Raw genomic sequence first — 18,690 nt, forward strand, 5'->3', positions numbered from 1 at the left:
TTCTACTCAACCCGCTTCAAAGTACCTGCCGGCCGGCCGTCCAAACCGCGCGAACAATCGGGCCGGCCCGGTCAGCCACGCGGACGAGATCGGCACGCTTGCCCGTCGCGATCTCGCCACGATCGGTGAGCCCGAATGCCTCTGCCGGGCGCAAGCTTCCAAGCGCCACCGCCTCCGCAAGAGTCGGCCCGTCGGACTGACCTGCCAGGTGCCAGATCGCGCGTAAGATGCTCGCGGGAATATAATCGGAGCTGATGATGTCGATGAGCCCGTTCTGCGCCAACTCTCTCACCGATACATTGCCGATGTGGGAGCGTCCTACGACAAGGTTGGGACCGCCGACGATAATCGTCATGCCGGCGGCGCGGGCGGCCTTTGCGGCCTCCAACGTGATCGGGAATTCGGAGATCGCGAGGCCATACGTCACCGCTTCCGCGATCTGAGCGGCCGTGGTGTCGTCATGGCTTGCGAAGGGCAGCCCTCGTGCACGACAGTGCGCCACCAAGCGACGTCTATTATCTTCGGTGCAGTCCGCGGTGCTGGCCACGGCGGTGATCGCCGCCTCGATTTCCACCTCAGGCGTATTCTTCCGCCGTTCAAGATAGCGGAAGCGGTTTGGATCCCGGCGTGGGCTATCATCCATGATTGTCACGAATCGAAGTTCGGGATGATCGGCATGGGCGAGGAAGAGGTCTACAAGTTTGGGCTCTCGGGCATCGCAGCGAAGATGGAGCAGGTGGTCGGCCCTGAGCAGCCTGTGCCGGCGTGCCTCGCCGAGGCCCTCCAGCATTATCGGCAACAGTCGCCGCCGCTCTGGATTACCCATCGCCCCGACAATGAGGGAATCGAACACGGTCGTGGTGCCGGCGGCGCAGAGCTGGATGTCGTGGGCGACCGCAGCGGCGAGGGGATCCCACGTCACGCCGGCGCGGGGCAGAATCTGCTTTTCGAAGTGGTCGGTGTGAACGTCGATCAAGCCGGGCAACAGGTGGTCGCCGTCAATATCGAGCGCGCCCGAGGCGGTCGTCATGCCGGTAGAGATGTCGGCAATCATTCCATCGACAATCTGAACCGTTCCGTTGAAACACTCCGATCGGCTCACGATCTTCGCATTCGTCAACACAACTTCGCCAAATTGAATGGCGTTTTGTCGCGTTGGAGTTGGAAAATTTGCCGATTGACCCATCGGAGGGCGCCTCTTTCCTCTTTGAACCTGCTTGGGTTCTATCAGCTATCAATGAAGCGACGAGAGACGGCTCAATGACAAATCATGTCACTTTGGCGGACTTGTACCCTTGTCTTCAAATGGAGCGGCTATGCCCGTGATAATCTAGGTTAGCCACGAAGCGGGCTGCGAGGGCTGAACATGCGAGATCCGACACCATCCGCGAATGGCGAGATGCTGCAACAGCGGCGGGGCGCGACCTCACGCTGGCGCCTGATCCAGCGGGCGATTGAACAAGAGATCAGCGCAGGGACATGGAGGCCTGGCGCCCGGTTGCCAACGGAACTCGAGCTCGCCGCCCGTTTCGAGGTCCACCGCAAGACGATTCGTCACGCGCTCTCCTCTCTGAGAGAGCGCAATCTCTTGAGAATCGAGCAAGGGCGCGGGGCCTTCGTCAAGGAACGGCTGGTGCGGCATCACATCGATCCGACGTCGCGCCTCAGTACTACTTTGCGCGATATCCATCGGATCGGCGAAAGGCGCGTTCTCGGTTTCAGCCGGGTTCGGCTGAAAGGAACCTCGGTCGCGACCTCAGGCTCGACCGCAACCATTTCGCCCGCAAGGTGGACACGATCACGATTGTGGACGGCCTCGCCATCGCCGTCGCATCCAGCTATTTTCCCTTGCCGCGCTTCGAACGCATTGAGCAAATCATCGTGGAAACCGGCAGTTTCACGGAGGCCTGGCGCAGATTCGGCGTGACAACCTACAAGCGCCACGAAACCAGGATTTCGGCAATCGCACTCTCCAAGGCCGATTCGGCGTCGCTCGGACTGCCACACCGCCAGCCAATGATCCTGGTAACCAACGTCAATGTCGACGCCGCTGGCGTTCCCATCGTGCTGTCAAGGGTGCGCGTCGCTCCCCAGCACATGGAATTGGCGGTCAACTTCGACTAGCTCGTCTCGTCCGTCTCACCCCTCTATCAGGGCAGAGTTGCGACGCGCCGAGCTCTCTCCCCGGACGGTGCCAACATGGTACGGACCGTACCATCCTGGCCGAAGCGGTGGTAAAGGTCATATCTTTGCCTGCATCCGGCTTGTGAACGCACTCTAGCTCGCCCTAGATCGGTCCGCTCTAGGTCCGTCGAAATGGGTATGATTGGCGCAATGATCCTGGTTCTGTCAGCGCGGCTTCATCCTCGCCCGGTACAGATCCCTAGAGGCGCCTCGGCGAGAGGAGGGCCGAAACTCGCCCGGAAAGACTTTGGCAGATGAGTGACATCCACCTCCATCACATCACCAAATCCTTCGGTCCCACGCCCGTGCTTCGCGGCGTTTCGCTCGCGATCGAAGATGGGGAGTTTGTGACGCTGCTGGGCCCGTCGGGGTGCGGTAAGTCAACGCTTCTCAGAATTCTGGCAGGGTTGGAAGTGCAGGATAGCGGCTCGGTGAAAATCGGCGAGCGCACGGTCGATGGCGTGCGGCCGAAGCTTCGTGATGTCGCCATGGTGTTCCAGTCCTACGCGCTTTATCCTCACATGACGGTCTCTGCCAATATGGCCCTGCCGCTCCGCATGCGGCGATTGAGCGCCCTGCAAAGGTTGCCGATCCTGGGACGGGTCTTACCAAGCACCCGGCGCGTTGCTGCCGAAATCGAGGCGGAAGTCATCCGCACAGCCGAGGCGCTTGGCATCGGCCATCTACTTTCCCGAAAGCCCGGCCAGCTCTCCGGCGGCCAGCGTCAGCGCGTCGCCGTAGGGCGCGCCATGGTCCGCCATCCTGCCGTCTTCCTCATGGACGAGCCGCTAAGTAATCTTGACGCCAAACTCCGGGTCCAGATGCGCGCCGAGATCAAAGACATCCATCGCCGGCTCGGCGTCACCTTCATCTACGTCACCCATGATCAGGCCGAGGCTATGACACTTTCTGATCGGGTCGCAGTGATGCTCGATGGTGAATTGATCCAGATCGCCCCACCTCAGGTGATTTACTCCGACCCCGACGACCGCCGCGTCGCCGAATTCGTCGGAAGCCCCAAGATCAATCTTCTTAATGCCGTAGTACGCGAGCGTGGCTCGGTCGATGCCGCCGGCACCACCTTCCATCTTCTCTCCGATGCTTCGCCTGGCGAGGCGCTCGCGCTCGGCATCCGTCCGGAAGCCTTCCACATATCCGAGTGCAGCGGAGCCAACACTCTGACAGGAGCAGTCCGGCTCATCGAGCACATGGGCTCCGACCTTTTCGTCCACCTCGACCTTGCCGCCCTCGATCAGCCGCTTATCGTCCGGCTCGCCAGCGAGCGCGCGCCTCACATCGCGCTAGGCCAAACGCTGCATGTGTCTGTCAATCCCGACCGCATTCTGGTCTTTGGCGAGGACGGCAAGAGGCTGAAGCCAAGCGAATCGGCACAGATACGCAAAGTCACCCCGATCCGGCAGTTCGCCTTGTGAGTGCACTCGGTTCCACTCAGTCAGCGGAGGCGCTGCGCGATCCGACTCAGGTCGCTCTCCGCCGTCGCCGTCTCGCCGAGTGCGCGGCGGCCTACGCGCTCGCCGGCCCGACGGTCCTGCTGCTTTTCGTGCTGTTCTTCCTGCCCGTGATTGTCGTGTTCGTCATCGCGCTAACCGATTGGCAGTTCGGTGCGCGCACGCTGGACTTCGTCGGAATTGCGAACTTCCGCGAAGCATTCGCCGATCAAGGATTTCGCACCTCACTGCTCAACAGCGTGTTCTACGTTCTCGTCGTGGTGCCAGGTACCGTGATCCTTGGCCTTGCCATTGCCGTGCTAATAGAGAGTGGACGGTCGCTCCGCGCCTTCTACCGCGCCGTCCACTTCCTGCCCTTCATGGCGACGCTGACCGCCATGGCGATCGCATGGGAGGCGCTGCTCCATCCTACCATCGGGCTCGTCAACCAGACCTTCTCGGCGCTGGGGCTACCCACTGCGAACTGGCTCCGCGACGAAGCGACCGCCTTGCCGGTACTTGCCGTCATAGGTATCTGGCAGAACCTTGGCTTCGCTATGGTCCTCTTCCTCGCCGGCCTCAAATCGATTCCCCACGATCTTTACGAGGCCGCCGAGATTGACGGCGCAGACCGCTGGCTGGATCGCCTTCGCACCGTCACCTTGCCAATGCTCGGTCCCGTCTCGATGTTCGTCATCGTCGTAGTGGCGCTTCGCGCCTTCCAAGCCTTCGACACCGTCAAGGTGTTGACCCAAGGTGGACCGGGGCACGCATCTGATGTGCTGCTCTACACGCTATACCGTGAGAGCTTCGAATATCTCCGCACCGGCTACGGGGCAGCTGTCGCGGTGGTCTTCCTTGTCATTGTCGTGGCGTTGACGCTCATTCAAGCGCGTGTATTGGATAAGAAGGTACACTACCAATGAGCGTCCGCCTGTCGGCTCCCTCCGCGATCATGCGCCACGCCGTGTTGCTGATCACGGCCTCCCTTATCCTCCTACCCTTCGTCTGGATGATTAGCCTTTCGCTGAAGCCGCCGGGCGAGATCTTCCGCGAACACTTCTCGTTTCTCCCCGAGCAATGGTACGCGCTGCAGAACTACAGCAAGGCGCTCACCTCCGCGCCGCTGCCGCGCTACATGGGCAATGGCGTCCTGGTCTGTGCGGCGATCCTGACATTGCAGATCCTGACCTGTGCCCCTTGCGCCTATGCGCTCGCCAAGCTTCGGTTTCCCGGCCGCGATGTCCTCTTCAGTCTGGTGCTGATTGGGCTTCTCCTTCCACACCAGGTGTTGTCGTTGCCGCTGTTTATCCTTTGCTATGAGCTTGGCATCCTGAATACCTACGCCGCGCTGATCTTTCCTTACGTGGTCTCGCCATTTGGCATCTTCCTCTTTCGACAGGCGTTCAAAACCATTCCCGACGATGTGGTGCACGCCGCTCGACTCGATGGGCTCTCGGAATGGACCATCGTGTGGAAGGTGATGCTGCCGATGGCACTCCCTGCGATGATTGCCTTCTCGATCTTCTCCGTCGTCGGTCACTGGAACGATCTGTTCTGGCCGCTCATCGCGGTGCGCTCGGAGAGTCTGATGCCGCCGCCGCTCGGGATTATTGCGTTCGCAAATCAGGAGGCCGGCAACGACTACGGCCCCCTTATGGCCGCTTCGACAATCGTCGTGCTCCCCCTCGTCCTCGCTTTCCTTGCTGCCCAGAAATGGTTCGTCGAGGGAATGACAGGAGGAGCGGTCAAGTGAACAGAGCCATTTTCAGGAAAGGATGGGGAATGAACGGTGCATCTACCCAATCGATTGGAACGTCTGTTGCCAGTTTCTGGTCAACCCCGCCCAAACTAGGGAAGTTTCGGGTGATCGGACATCGAGGGGCCCCAGAATACGTGCTCGAGAATACCGCGGCGTCTTTTCGCCACGCGCTCGACTCGGGCGCGGATGCGGTAGAGACCGACTTACACCTGACCGCCGACGGGACCATAGTCTGCCTTCATGATGGCGACCTGCTACGTGTCGCTGGCTTTCCAGACGCTATCGCCGACATTGACATCGCGCAGGCACGGCGGCTCTTTCCGGCGCTGCTCACCTTCAACGACTTTCTGGAGATGACGCGCGGCAAGCCGATCATCGTGGACTTGAAGCAGGCTACCGCAGCCGAGGTGGACATCTACGTTGGAAGTTGCCAAGCCCTCGGGGCCATCAACCGCATCCTCTTCACCGCCTATACAACCGTGATCGCAGACGCCATCCGGCGCCGGTCAGCATCTGCGTCCATCGGCGCCTTCTTTCCGAACGGCGGCGCCGGCCTGGATGTCGCCCTTTCCATTGGCGCCAGTTGGATCCGTGTGCTACCCGCAGATTATGATCGTCCCACAATCGATGCTATCCGTCGGGCCGGTCTTGGAACTATTGCGGTCGCCTCGCCACGATCGAGCTTCCAAACTGCGACCGACATCGAGGCGCTCGTGGCAATCGCGCGCCTTGGGATTGACGGCGTCCTCACAGACCGGCCGGACCTCGCCCGGGATCAGCGCCTTACATCGGTTGGCGTACCAGTTTGATCGCGCAGCGGCTGGACGTCCCCGGACACTTGGCGCAGACTTCGCGGCGCCCGGATACCCAAGATCAACCGATGAATGTCGACGATCACGATCGACCATCATCCCTCTACGCCAGGCGCGGCGCAACCTCGCTGTGGCGGATCGTGGTCGAGGCCATCCGCAAGGACATCACCGGCGGGACGTACAAGCCCGGCGAACGCCTACCTACCGAAACTGAGTTAGCGGTGAAGTTCGGCGTTCACCGCAACACTGTGCGGCGCGCCTTCGCAGTGCTCAAAGAGCGCGATTATGTGCGCATTGAGCAGGGTCGGGGGACTTTCGTCAAGGAACGCATCGTCCGCCACCGCTTGGGCCCGAAGACCCGGTTGACCACCTCTCTGCGCGACATGGACCGGCTCGGCGAGCGCCGCTTCGTGCATTCCGCGCGGATCCGAGTTGACAAGGAGCTGGCGCGCGACCTTCGCTTGCCTCAAGGGCAGTTCGCGCGCAGGGTCGATACGTTGAGCGTGATCGACAACGTGGCCGCCTCGGTTGCATCGAGCTATTTTCCGCTGCCTCGCTTTGAGGGAATCGAGGCGCTTATCGAACAAACTGGCAGTTTTACCGAATCCTGGAAGCAGTTCGGCGTTCTCGACTATTGTCGTTTCGAGACGCGGATTTCCGCCGGTTCACTCTCGCAGGCCGATTCCCTTCTGCTGGCGCTACCGCGTCGGCAACCTGTAATCCTGATTACCAATATCAATGTGGATGGCGAGGGCGTTCCGATTGTGGTCACAAGGTCTCGATTGGCTCCACAACACATGGAACTAGTTATTCGCTTCAGCGAGTGAGGCCTAGGCCGGTGCGTGTTTCTTCTGAAGGTACGTTTGTCAAAATCGTCTGGAAATTGTCAGTGCGCTTTAAGCGAACCGACATCGGCACATCAGAGGCCGGGTACATCTTCGAAATCAAAAGGGACGCTGCTGCTTCCAGAATGGGAAGATCGGACCCGCGTTTTCCTGGAGGGATCTTATGATAAGAGCTGCCTGCGTCAGCGCAATTTTATTGAGCCTGCTGGGTCCCGCCGCCGTTCATGCGGAGACAGTACTGGCTGTCTCTTACGCGCTGCCGAGCAGCTACAAGACGACGCAGGAGCAAATTGCGAGGCGCTTTGAGGCCGAGCATGCCGGCGTTCGAATCGACTTACGCGCGCCGCTTGCAACCTATGACGACGTCGTCAACGAACTGCTTAAATCTCGTCTCACCGGCGGGGCACCTGACATTGCATTCGTCGGTATGAACCATATCGACTTGGTCGCCGAACGTGGTCTCGCCCAGCCGTTGGACCGCTTCGTTCCCAACCAGGGCGGATGGGAAGCGTTCGGCTATTATTCGCCGATCCTGTCGCTCGGCGCCGTCGCCGGGCGCCAGTACGGCGTGCCCTTCGCGATCTCGCTTCCGGTGCTGCATGTAAATGTCGATCTCGTGCGCCGCGCCGGCGGGTCCATGGAGGCTTTCCCCTCCAGCTGGGAGGGCGTCGCCGAGCTCGGGCGGAAGATCTCGACGCTCGATCCCAAGCTTACCGGCTTCACCTTCCAGTATGATTCCTGGGGTAACTGGACTCTCCAAGCTCTTATTCGCGGCGCCGGCGGACGAATGGACGCGACGAGCGGCTGCGGCATCGGCTTCGATAGTCCCGACGGGCGGTGGGCGCTCGAAACGCTTCAGTTGTTTCATGACAAAGGCGTACCGGCGATGTCGTGGCAGCAGGTGCTGCAGGCCTTCTCCTCCGGCACGATCGGCATTTCTGCCGCCTCCGGCGCTACGACCGTGCGCAACGAGGCAGAAATCAAGACGGCCTTCGAATATCGGACGCTGCCGTTTCCGATAACGTCAGCCAATGGGAAACTGCCTGCCGGCGGATCCATGGTCGTCGTCACCACCTCAGATTTGGAAAAGCAGAATCTGGCTTGGGACTACGTCAAGTTCGCCACCGGACCGGCAGCTCAGACCATCATGGCAGAGAATACTGGCTATCTTCCAGTCAGCCAGCGCGCAGTCGATGATCCTGCGTTTCTCGGGTCCTTCTACAAAAGCCATCCAAATCAGGCGACGGCCCTCGCTCAGATGGGGAAGCTGACTCGCTGGTATATGTGGCCGGGCCCGAACGGGCTGAAGGTCCCTTCAGTCATCCAGGAGCATGTGGACGCGATCATCACCGGCAAGGCGGGCGCCGGAGAAACCATGCCGAAACTGGGTGCCGCCGTCACCGCGTTGTTGCCGCCCTGCAAGGCAGCCAAGTGAACGGGTCAGCTCGAGCCCAGAGTGCATCACGCAAGCCAACCACGATGACAGTTCGATATGACTATCTCCGGGTCAACAGCACCCGTCTCCTCTGTGCCTTCGCCGGCGAAGATTGCGCCCGGACGATCATCGTTGTCCATGGTGGGCGGGGCTCGTCGGAGCACGGGGCGGATTTTGCGGCCTTACGTCCACTCGCCGATAGCTTTCGCATCGTCGCCTATGACCAGCGCGGTTGCGGCCGCTCGGAACTTGCCGAACCAATCACGTTCGACCAGCTGGTAGATGATTTGGAGGCGTTACGAAAACTTGTTTCCGGCGATCGGCCGGTTGCTGTGGCGGGATTTTCCTTCGGCGGTATGGTCGCTCTTACACATATCCTCAAATATCCCCAAGGCGTGTCGCATCTTGTGCTCATCGGAACGGCGGCAAGCCACCATTTTAAGGCGCGCGCCTTGGAAGGATTCGACCGCCGGGCGGCACTAGCGCCGATGGCGACCCGTCAGATGGCCGAGAAGCGGTTCGGGATAGGGATGGTGGACGACATTGAATTTCGTCTGATCCAGTTCGCCATGGGCTCCCTCGACGACACGCGATGGACACCCGACGTCGCGCTGGAAGCGGCCCGAACCATGCCGCTTAACGCCGAGGTTCATACCCGCCTTTACCAAGGAGAGCGCTACGACCTGCGAAGCCGGTTGCGTGAAATCAAGGTTCCGAGCCTAATCATTTGCGGCGCGGAGGATTGGATCTGCCCCCAGGAATTTTCCGTTGCTCTGGCCCAAGGCATACCCGATTCCCGCCTGGTGATTGTGCCCGATTGCAGCCACTCGGTCCACCGACAGAGGCCGGACCTCGTCACCGACGAAATTCGCAGGTGGATATCCCGATCGGGACGGTGCTCACAGGAAGAGAAAAATCTCGATTGTGCATAAGCGGCTCTCTTCATAAGCGCCAAAATGCTCAAGCATAGCGATATCAGAAAGGGCCCCAGTCTAATCTCAACTTCAACGCCCGATGCGTAGTCTGCCGTGTGTGGTGAAAGCCGTGCCATGCTGCAACTGGAAGTGTCAGATCCGACCTCCTGTTCGTAATCGCGCTCAATGAGCCGGTGCATCTTGGCAGCCTCGATCAGTTCACGCGGTCAAATGTTGCGCCAGCAGCGTTGAAAGTATCTTCGCCCTTCCATGCGTATCGTGCGCAGCGCTATCCGATCGTCTATCCACCTCCTATCGAGCCATTTCTCGCTTCCTCCGCACGAGAGGAATCGACTCCTTCATCGAACGAGCCGGAAGACTCTCCAAATCCTGCACTTCTATCCTGAATGATCGTCGATTCTACCGAATATGCGGTTCTCACAAGTGGACTTGATTCTAATCGCCCTGACGCGTCTGCGACGGACGATCCTCAATAGCAACGTCTACGTGGTCATCGAGAGGCACGGCCATCGCGGTCTCAAGAATCTAAGTGACCCGCAAGGGATGAAAATCGGAATTCGCTTTGAGGCGTTGCGTACGACCGCGTTGGTACGTTTGTCAAAGTGGTCTGAAAAATGTCGTTGCCGCTTAGGCGAACCGACATCGCCATATCAGATGCGGGGATCATCTTCGCAGCCAAGTCGGGCAGTTGCTTCCAGCAATGAACGTCCGGCCCGGAGATGCCAATGAGGATGATATCTTGCGTTGATGCGATTCCAGCTTCCCTGCTGGGAGCGGCCCTGCTTGTTGCAGCACCACGCTCCTTTCCCAGGGCTTGAGCATGCCGATCCATTCGAGTGGGACGCCTAGCTCAGTTATCCAAGATTGCGTATTTATGGAGACTTCCGTGCTAAAGCGAGTGATCGGACTAACACCTGCCTGCCTTGAATCTGATTTTCCGCGATCGCGGCGGCCCGACAAGTTCATGACATCGCGATGGACCGCGACTGGCGCTTTCGCTGGTTGCGTGCCGTTGCATTTGGGTTCGGTCGCCGTCTGTTTGGTAAGCTCGGCAACTCAGTGGAATACTGTGCGATTGCTTTCAGTGATGAACAGAGGGTCGGTGAAATACGAGAACCGTTATGCTGTGAGCGTACTTCCATGCAAGCCTGCGAAAAGAAAATGGCCAACTTCCTTTGCCGCGTTTCTGACCGCATTTGGGATCGGCGGAATGACGTCTGCGTACGCCGCCGATGCGACCATACCGAGTAGCAACGGATCGGCCGCTTCGCCGACGTTGCAAGTCCAAACAAATGCATCGGTTGACCCCGCATCTCTCGCCATAAAGGGATTGAACATCGGGCTCCCGGGCTTCAAAGATACGATTGATCCGGACGTTGGGGGCGCTCGATCCGAGCTTGCGAAAGCTGGCATCGGCTACATAGGCATGACCCTAAACAACTTTTACGACAATACCCTGCCTCACGCGTTTGCGCCCACGCACGCTCAACAACTGTACAATGGGCAGAATTTCACGGCGAGCTCCCAAAACTTCATGTTCGTCACATACGATCTCAGTCGATTCGGGATTCCTGATGGTCAGATCGCTGTTGCCGCTGGGGATAGTCAGTACACGTGGAATGCCGGTGGCCCTAGCCGCTTCGGGCTCACTATGGCGACCTACTATCAGACATTCCTGGATCGGACGTTCGAATTAAAACTAGGTTATGTCCACAACGGGTGGGAATTTGCTGGCACTAGTGTGGGCGGAAGTCTTGCCTCAAGTGTCTTCGGGCCAGCAGGCAGTATCGTTTACCAGGGAGGGGTAAACAATGCGAACGTACCTACCCCAGGTGTGATCTTCAAATACAATATCAATGATCATTTTTATGATAAAGCGACTGTGCAACGCTCCATCAGTCCTGACGGCCAGGTTGCTGAGGTCAATGCTAATCCGAATGCTGTGAATTGGGCGGTCCCGAACGCTGGCATCCTTTATCTCAACGAATTTGGCTACAAACGCGACGCAGCACCAAATGTAGCCCAAATGTGGATACGGGCTGGCGCCGCGTACAACACGAGCAATTACAACAATAAGGAGTTTCCCGGAATCAGAACGGAAGGAAATAGCTTCTACTACTTTCTGGCCGATCGGCAACTTTGGCAGAGTGTTCCTGTCAAGGGCTCCGCTGGCCGTGGCATCTACGCCGGATTTTCAGTCATGTACGCGCCGCCAGAGCTTAATACCATCAGCGAATATTATGAGGGCAGGCTGTACGGCAAGGGTCTATTCAATAGTCGCCCAGACGATTTGATATCCTTGGTGTTAACCGATACCGTCTTCAGCAACTACTCAGTCTATCAAGCTCTGCTCAAGAACCAGCTAACCCACACCGACAGCAAAGCTGTAACGGTTAGTTACAACGCTCACCTTGCACCAGGCATCTATGGCAGCTTGGGCCTGAGTTATATAGATCACCCCACCAGCGTCACCTACACTACCAAAACTGGCAGCGCTCTGAATGCTTTGGCCGCGTTGAACGTCTTTTGGTAGCTGCTTTATTTGCCGCGATTCAGGATTGCTAGTTCCGGCGCGGTGAGACGGGGACCGAACGCTCGTGCCGGCTGAAAAGATATGTCTGTCAAATTGGTCTGGCAATTGTCAGGGCGGCTTAAACGAACCGACATCGGCGCATCAGATGTCGGGCTCATCTTCGAGACCAAGAGGGGCGCCGTTCTGACTGAATTCCGATCGGTTGCAAAGTTCTTCGAAAGGGATGCAAATGAATAGACGCGAGTTCTGTGAATTCATCGCTGCGGTCGCTAGCTCTGGCCTGCTTGGCGCCGCCTTCAATGGTGCAGCTCTGGCGGCATCACCTCTCGACGGCGAAGCCTCCTGGGCGACAAACGCAAATTATCCGAACAATCGCGCCCCGCTGGGCCGAAGCCGTTATGTCAAACTGCCGCTCGGCGCGGTCCGTCCAACGGGGTGGCTCCTCGACCAGCTGAACTTGCAGGCGCGCGGTATCACCCGTGATCTTCCCGAACTGTGGGATATCGCTGGGCAATCTGGATGGAAAGGCGATACGGGTAAGAATGTCAGGGACGGCGTGTTCGACACCAACGCTCGTTTCGTCCCGCGTTGGCTTGAGGGTTTGACGATGCTCGCCGGTGTCCTTCATGACGACGAGCTTAAAGCCGTCGGCAAGCCCTATATGGACCACGCGCTTTCAGTCAAAGACCTCACCAGCGTGACGCCGAGCGTCATCGCGTGGTCCTGGTTGGCCAGAGTGATGCCGGAATATCATGAGTTGACCGGCGATCAGCGAGCCATCCAGATCGTTCGCCGCTTCCTAGATTATGCGGATAGTGTGCGTGAGCCCGAGAACCTCGCCGTATTCAGCTCAAAATGGTCCGGCGCGCTGCTGAGCTCGGGCATCTGGTACTATAACCAGACCGGCGATGTGGATGTGCTTGCCTTGCTGCAACGTTGCACGAAGCGTTGTATCGATGACTTCGTAAACTACTTCAGGAACTTTCCGAAGGATCCCAAGGCCTTTGCGGAGATGTGTGTCTTCGTCCCGCATTATTGTGATGCCAAGGGCAAGGCTGGTGAACCTGCCTATGAAGGCCCGACGCCAATTGGCCGTCACGGTTTCACTGCAGTGATGGCTCTCAACTTCCCCGCGTTCCACTCGCTCATTTCCGGTGATCGGAGTGAAAGAGAAAGTGTCGTCCAAGGAATGGCCAATCTCGATCAAGCCTACGGTCAGGTAGGAGGCAGATGGGGAGCCGATGGATGGTTCGTAAGCACAGACCCAATCGTTGGGACGGAGACGTGTGCTGTAGGGCAGTCATTCTTCTCTCTTGAAAATATCCTGGCGGTCATGGGTAATGTGGAGGTCGCCGATCGTATCGAGCAGTTGATGTTCAACGCTTTCCCTGGCGCTTGTACGGCCGATATGTGGGCCCGTCAGTTCTACCAGCAGTCGAACCAGGTCCTGGTGTCGGTCGCCAAGCGTCCATGGAATTCGCCGGGGACTGATGCAGCGAATATCTACGGATTCAAGCCCTGTTATCCTGGGCCGTTGGCCGACATTCATGCACCTTGGCCACGCTATGTAGCCTCCATGTGGATGGCCACCGAAGACAATGGTTTGGCGGCGATGAGCTATGGCCCCTGCCGCATTAATGCCAAGGTCGGAAATGGCGTGCCGATCGAACTCATCGTCGAGACCGATTATCCCTTCTCAGACCAAGTGCGTGTGACCGTTCGCTGCAAGGAATCGGTCCGCTTCCCACTTCACTTCAGGATTCCTACGTGGTCGAGTCAAGCCGAGGTGTCCGTTCCGGGCAAAGCGACCCCGTGGCGACCGCAGAGTGGCTCCATTCTTAAGGTGGAGCGCGAGTGGAGGGACGGCGACGCCGTCACGTTGAACTTCAATTTTAAGGTTCGCACGGAAACGCGTCATAACAACGCCGTGGCAGTTGCTTGGGGGCCGCTCTATTTTGTCCTTCGGATTGGGGAGGCCTTCGAGAAAATTCTGGCGCTGACCGCCTATCGAACGGATGAGCCGCCGGTTTCGGCGCCGCCCGGCTGTGTCGACTGGCATATAGCGCCGACCACCGATTGGAATTACGCGCTCTCGATCGATAGAAACAACCCACAGTGCGAGATGATCTTCAATAAGATCAGTGCAATGCCGTTTGCTCAAAAGGGAGAGCCAGTTCGGGCGCCTAGCTCGACCGAATATCTTCCCTGGCAGCACGATGTCCCGATGCTTCTTAAAATGAAAGCAAAGCTAGTCCCTCAATGGGGCATGAACGGGGCCAATGCTGCGCCGGTGCCCATGAGTCCGGTCAAGACCAACCAACCGGAGACGGTGGTTGAACTCATTCCCTACGGCTGCTCGAGACTCCGTATCGCGGAATTCCCAACGATCTGAACGATCGCTACCGATCCGCCGACGGGCAAGATGGAGCCGCCGCCAAGCAACAGACTGCTGCCCGCGAGCGCCCGCCATCGATCTAGACGCGCCCCGCCTTTTTTCGAGGAATCCAAGCGCAAGAGGCCGGCCTAACCAGCTCGGCACTTGATTGCTCACTCCGGACATCCTCATTCAACTAACATTAGGGACATGGAAATGGCCACAAACAAAATACGGTCATTTGGAGTCGCGATCGTTGTCGCTTTATCTGTGTCACGGCTCACGGCCGCATCCCTTAAGGTACATGCTTCACACGCGACCGAAGCCGTGACGGTAGAGTGGCTGTCCGAGCCCGGCCAGTGGACGACCGGCGGGCGCGACTGGCGTCAAAGCTACTACTCTCCGCTCAAACAGATTAACAAAGATAATGTAGCCAAGCTTGGACACGCTTGGTCGAGTGACATCGAAGGCTCCTCGAAGCTGGAGGCCACGCCAATAGTTGTGGACGGCGTCATGTACGTCAGCAGCATCTCAGGCATGGTTTATGCGCTTAACGCGGGGACAGGCGAACAACTTTGGCGATTTGACCCCGGCCTGGCAAGTTTTGCAGCTTTATACTCGAAAGCTTGCTGCGGTCCTGTGAATCGCGGCGTCGCCTTCTGGAAGGGCCGAGTGTATGTGGCGGCGTTCGACGGAACGTTATATGCCCTCGACGCGAAGACAGGAGGCACCATCTGGAAGGCCGATACAATCACCGACAGATCTCGCGCTTACACGAGCACAGGTGCGCCCTACATCGCCGGCGATCTAGTAGTCATCGGAAACGCTGGCGCGGAATTGGATGCACGAGGCTATATAAGCGCTTACGATATTCAAACAGGCAAGATGGCCTGGCGGTTTTTCACGGTCCCGGGCAATCCACACTACGGCTTCGAGCATCCGGAGCTCAAGATGGCCGCCAAAACTTGGGATAAAGACAGTCGTTGGGACGTCGGGCTTGGTGGCACAGCTTTCGATGGTATGGCTTACGATCCAGAGCTCGATCTTCTATATGTGGGGACGGGAAATGGCGGCCCCTGGCCTCGGACCATCCGCAGCCCACGAGGCGGCGACAATCTATTTCTCTCCTCCATATTGGCCATCAATCCGAAAAACGGTCGTCTCAAGTGGTACTATCAGACGACACCCGGCGACAGTTGGGACTACACCGCCACCCAAAAAATGATCCTCGCAGACATTCGCCTTCGCGGGAGGGTTCGCAAGGTGATCATGCAGGCTCCCAAGAATGGATTTTTCTACATTTTGGATCGTGGCACGGGCGAACTTCTGTCCGCGGCGCCATACTTGAGAAAGCTTACCTGGGCCTCCAGAGTCAATATGAAAACGGGGCGCCCAATCGAGAGCGAGCAGGCTCGATACTGGAAGTCTCCGCGTCTCATTTTCCCGAATCCTGGCGGCGGACACAATTGGCAGCCAATGGCATTTAATCGTGATACCGGCTTTGTATACATCCCAGTGAGAGAGATGGGCGACGTATTTGCGCTACCTACCGAACCGTTTTCCTACAACAAATCTCACTTAAATTATCATGTCGATAGGGGCTATCCCGATGCGAATGGTCATTTTGAAGTCTTCTGTAAGAGCGCCAAGTTCTGCCCCGGACGCGAGGAAGTTCTCAAAGGGCAACCCGAAATCTTACCTCAATCCTTTTTGCGTGCGATGGATCCCGTAAGCGGCAAGATCGAATGGGAGGTGGAAACCACCCAAAAGACCCTAGAAAAGAAATACGTTGGCTATCCCGGCGGTGTAATTTCCACGGCGGGTGATCTAATTTTTGAAGGCTATGGGGACGGAACGTTCGACGTGCGAAATGCTCGCAATGGGGCACTTCTAAAAAGTATATCCGTAGAGAACCCGATCGGCGCGGCACCAATGACTTACATGGTCGGCGACGTTCAATATGTGGCGTTCCTCGCAGGCGACCGTAGCGACGGCGCGAAGTCGCGAATTGTCGCGCTACGGCTCGACGGGAATGCTGTCCCCCCGCCAACCCAGCCTCAGATCGCCGCTCAGGTAGAATCGCGCGCATCGTTGTCCGAGCGAGTGACGCAAGTTACCGACGCGAAGCTGGTGAATGCTGGTCGCCAACTTTTCGAACAAAACTGCGCAATCTGTCATGTTCGCGGTAACGCTCCGAACCTGCTCCCATTGCAAGACGCGACGCAGCACCAATTCTTCGATATCGTTCTCGGCGGAGTTCGCGCCAACAAGGGAATGGGTAATTTCAGCACTATACTGTCTGGGGACGATGCAACGGCTATACGCACCTATTTGATCAACACCAGCCAAGACAAGGATCATTAGTCGCGAAGGTAGTAGGCAAGCAGCCAGACTACAGAATACTTTCTGCGCCAGGCGCATTGAAATCAGCGCGCTGTCTTCATTTCTGGCCATCCGACTGTCGCCGCCGGGCATCACGGCAGGATTGTTCCGCCAGCGCGGCGGGCCGCACGGGCTTGAGCAAAAACTGCCTGTGAGCATTCGGATAATCCCCGGTCATCGACGGGGGTTCGAGGTTAGCGGCGATGACGAAGTCGGCCTGCCCGGCTCCGTAGGAGGCCATGACACTGGCTTCATCAAGATGACGCGGACCCGCCGGCTCGATCAGCACCCAAGCTTTGGCCAGATCAGTACAGTTCTCAAATCCGAGCGTTGCCACCGCGGCTGCGTTAGCGCCGGCATATACCCCGCCGTTCACCCACTGTACACCAAATCCTTCCACGGCTGTCTCACTTCCGGGATATGGCCCGAAGAGCCATGGTAAGCCGAGAGCTCGTGTCTCGAGCACATAGAGCAGGCCCGGCGAGCGACCGGAGAGATCGACCACCGGCGTACCGATTTCAAGGCCGGCTGCACGAGCCTGGGCTCTCGCCGTGGCCAGATAGTCGTGGAAGGGTTCAGAGAGTACCAAGTTTCCACCACCGGGCAGGCGCGTGACAGCGGCATAAGTGCGCAGATCTTTCGTCTGACGGTGCGGTTTGAGGATGCCAGCATTGACCACTGATGCAGTGAACAATTGTGCCAACACCGTTAGAGGTAGCAGGGTGGCGGCGCTGCGTCCGTCTTGCGCAAGAGGGCTCAGGAAAGCAACGACTGCGAGCATCCAGAACAAGGCGGCAAACGAACCGATGATCCAGTAATTGACAGCTGAGCCCAGTGCGGACAGGTGCGGCAGAATCAAAAAGATCAGCGCTAGAGCGATGCTGGTCGGAGCTTGGCTGCGCAGAACCATTCCGGCCCGATAAAACGTCGCGCCAAGGCACGTGAAGGCCGCCACCAGGAACAAGGTCGAGGGATTGATACCGATCGGATCGATTCCCAGCAGCGCGATCGCTATGGTTAAGATCAACACCGCAGCGAGAGCCAGCGATGGGATCAACTTGTGCGTAGACCCCATGAGAATGCTGAGCAGAACGGCAGTCGCCGCGACCACAGCGATAGCGAGTTGTGAGCGACTAGTGGCGAGCCAGTCGATCCTAAACATTTGAGACACCTCGTGCCCGCTGCCCAGCAGCACTTCGATCTTGGCGCTGTTGACCATACGGCTCACCAGCCCGCCGATGCCGCCGTCGATCAAGTACGCGGTAGTTATCAGTAGAGCGAGAGCGACCAGCGCCGAGCCAACCACGGGCAGCAGCGACTTTCGGCGCAAAATGACATAAAGCGCAACGACCAGCGCAATGGCCGTAGCGGTAGTCGGCTTAGCCATGAAGCAGCACCAGCCACCAACGCCGACCAGGACCCATCCCAAGACTTGGCGTATGCGTCCTGGCCGATCGGCGAGCAGCAGACCGATCATCACTATCAAGACCGATTGAATGTTCAGTATGAAGTAGTTGGGGGTCAGCAGCCAGAGGTGAAAGGCGACCAATGCCAGGCTGGCGATCCCCGCCGATAGCACCACCGCATGCGGGCAGCCCACTGTCCAGAAGCGCCGGATCATCAGAAAGCTGAGAATCCAGCTCAGTGCCATGATGAGCGTGACGTTCGCCATGCGAAGCATTGCGATGTCGCCACCCGCCCACTGATATGGCCAGTGATAGACGAAGCCGAAAAGGGACGGCGGACTATTGATTGCGTAGGCGAATGGGTTCGCGATGGAGTTGAGGTAGAGACCATCGACCATGATTCCGAGACCGTACCTGCTATAGTACAGCAGTCGAGCAAAGAGGATGGCCGTGGTTACGGTGGACAGAGCTAGCAAACTCCCGTCGAGCAAGACTGACAACGTTCTTCCGTTGGCAACGTGGTTATCTCTTGGCATGCGCTCCTTCCTGCCTACTTGTGCGGGAGGCCCATTTC

At 58.2% G+C, this 18,690-nt stretch carries 13 protein-coding genes and 1 pseudogene; 12 read left to right on the forward strand and 2 right to left on the reverse strand.

The genetic code is table 11. From position 1 onward, the window contains the following. Window positions 1-16 precede the first annotated feature (16 nt). Window positions 17-1,186, reverse strand: coding sequence for an alpha-D-ribose 1-methylphosphonate 5-triphosphate diphosphatase (locus QA635_RS04265; protein ID WP_283067167.1), 1,170 nt, complete (start codon window positions 1,184-1,186; stop codon window positions 17-19). A 213-nt stretch (window positions 1,187-1,399) separates the two neighbouring features. Here QA635_RS04265 and QA635_RS41680 point away from each other — a divergent pair. The 12 genes and pseudogenes from QA635_RS41680 to QA635_RS04320 form a co-directional block, all read left to right on the forward strand. Beyond that, window positions 1,400-1,561 (forward strand): annotated as a pseudogene (locus QA635_RS41680) (GntR family transcriptional regulator); the annotation flags it as partial. A 227-nt stretch (window positions 1,562-1,788) separates the two neighbouring features. After that, the gene (locus tag QA635_RS04270) at window positions 1,789-2,124 is read left to right on the forward strand and encodes a UTRA domain-containing protein (protein WP_283067169.1); all 336 of its coding nucleotides are present in this window, start codon (window positions 1,789-1,791) and stop codon (window positions 2,122-2,124) included. A gap of 314 nt (window positions 2,125-2,438) precedes the next feature. Further along, window positions 2,439-3,617, forward strand: a complete 1,179-nt coding sequence (locus tag QA635_RS04275; protein WP_283067170.1) for an ABC transporter ATP-binding protein — start codon at window positions 2,439-2,441, stop codon at window positions 3,615-3,617. Continuing rightward, window positions 3,614-4,558, forward strand: coding sequence for a carbohydrate ABC transporter permease (locus tag QA635_RS04280; protein ID WP_283067172.1), 945 nt, complete (start codon window positions 3,614-3,616; stop codon window positions 4,556-4,558). The genes QA635_RS04275 and QA635_RS04280 overlap by 4 nt, the downstream gene beginning before the upstream one ends. Beyond that, a complete protein-coding gene (locus QA635_RS04285) occupies window positions 4,555-5,388 on the forward strand; it encodes a carbohydrate ABC transporter permease (RefSeq protein ID WP_283067173.1) in 834 nt (277 codons plus the stop codon). Before QA635_RS04280 ends, QA635_RS04285 begins: the two co-directional genes overlap by 4 nt. Window positions 5,389-5,417: 29 nt before the next feature. Continuing rightward, on the forward strand, window positions 5,418-6,203 hold the full coding sequence (locus QA635_RS04290) for a glycerophosphodiester phosphodiesterase (RefSeq protein WP_283067175.1): 786 nt from the start codon (window positions 5,418-5,420) through the stop codon (window positions 6,201-6,203). A gap of 71 nt (window positions 6,204-6,274) precedes the next feature. Next, window positions 6,275-7,033, forward strand: a complete 759-nt coding sequence (gene phnF / locus QA635_RS04295; protein ID WP_283067177.1) for a phosphonate metabolism transcriptional regulator PhnF — start codon at window positions 6,275-6,277, stop codon at window positions 7,031-7,033. 181 nt (window positions 7,034-7,214) lie between these two features. Then, window positions 7,215-8,486, forward strand: coding sequence for an extracellular solute-binding protein (locus QA635_RS04300; protein ID WP_283067179.1), 1,272 nt, complete (start codon window positions 7,215-7,217; stop codon window positions 8,484-8,486). A gap of 44 nt (window positions 8,487-8,530) precedes the next feature. Further along, window positions 8,531-9,418: an alpha/beta fold hydrolase gene (locus tag QA635_RS04305; RefSeq protein ID WP_283067181.1), complete on the forward strand. Its 888-nt coding sequence runs from the start codon at window positions 8,531-8,533 to the stop codon at window positions 9,416-9,418. A gap of 1,105 nt (window positions 9,419-10,523) precedes the next feature. After that, window positions 10,524-11,954 (forward strand): carbohydrate porin, encoded by a 1,431-nt coding sequence (locus QA635_RS04310; RefSeq protein WP_283067183.1) that lies wholly within the window; start codon window positions 10,524-10,526, stop codon window positions 11,952-11,954. Window positions 11,955-12,183: 229 nt separating this feature from the next. Next, window positions 12,184-14,346: a glycoside hydrolase family protein gene (locus tag QA635_RS04315; protein WP_283067185.1), complete on the forward strand. Its 2,163-nt coding sequence runs from the start codon at window positions 12,184-12,186 to the stop codon at window positions 14,344-14,346. Between the two features lie 198 nt (window positions 14,347-14,544). After that, on the forward strand, window positions 14,545-16,692 hold the full coding sequence (locus tag QA635_RS04320; protein WP_283067188.1) for a PQQ-dependent dehydrogenase, methanol/ethanol family: 2,148 nt from the start codon (window positions 14,545-14,547) through the stop codon (window positions 16,690-16,692). A 76-nt stretch (window positions 16,693-16,768) separates the two neighbouring features. Here the strand turns inward: QA635_RS04320 and QA635_RS04325 are convergent, their stop codons facing one another. Then, window positions 16,769-18,652: a hypothetical protein gene (locus QA635_RS04325; protein ID WP_283067189.1), complete on the reverse strand. Its 1,884-nt coding sequence runs from the start codon at window positions 18,650-18,652 to the stop codon at window positions 16,769-16,771. Between the last annotated feature and the right edge of the window lie 38 nt (window positions 18,653-18,690).

Source organism: Bradyrhizobium brasilense (genome assembly GCF_029714345.1).
GTDB classification, from domain to species: Bacteria; Pseudomonadota; Alphaproteobacteria; order Rhizobiales; family Xanthobacteraceae; genus Bradyrhizobium; species Bradyrhizobium australafricanum.

Coding starts and splice junctions, on each gene's coding strand:
- QA635_RS04265 (WP_283067167.1), bottom strand. CDS start 1,186: ATGGGTCAATCGGCAAATTTTCCAACTCCAACGCGACAAAACGCCATT.
- QA635_RS04275 (WP_283067170.1), top strand. CDS start 2,439: ATGAGTGACATCCACCTCCATCACATCACCAAATCCTTCGGTCCCACG.
- QA635_RS04285 (WP_283067173.1), top strand. CDS start 4,555: ATGAGCGTCCGCCTGTCGGCTCCCTCCGCGATCATGCGCCACGCCGTG.
- QA635_RS04290 (WP_283067175.1), top strand. CDS start 5,418: ATGAACGGTGCATCTACCCAATCGATTGGAACGTCTGTTGCCAGTTTC.
- phnF (WP_283067177.1), top strand. CDS start 6,275: ATGAATGTCGACGATCACGATCGACCATCATCCCTCTACGCCAGGCGC.
- QA635_RS04300 (WP_283067179.1), top strand. CDS start 7,215: ATGATAAGAGCTGCCTGCGTCAGCGCAATTTTATTGAGCCTGCTGGGT.
- QA635_RS04305 (WP_283067181.1), top strand. CDS start 8,531: ATGACAGTTCGATATGACTATCTCCGGGTCAACAGCACCCGTCTCCTC.
- QA635_RS04315 (WP_283067185.1), top strand. CDS start 12,184: ATGAATAGACGCGAGTTCTGTGAATTCATCGCTGCGGTCGCTAGCTCT.
- QA635_RS04320 (WP_283067188.1), top strand. CDS start 14,545: ATGGCCACAAACAAAATACGGTCATTTGGAGTCGCGATCGTTGTCGCT.
- QA635_RS04325 (WP_283067189.1), bottom strand. CDS start 18,652: ATGCCAAGAGATAACCACGTTGCCAACGGAAGAACGTTGTCAGTCTTG.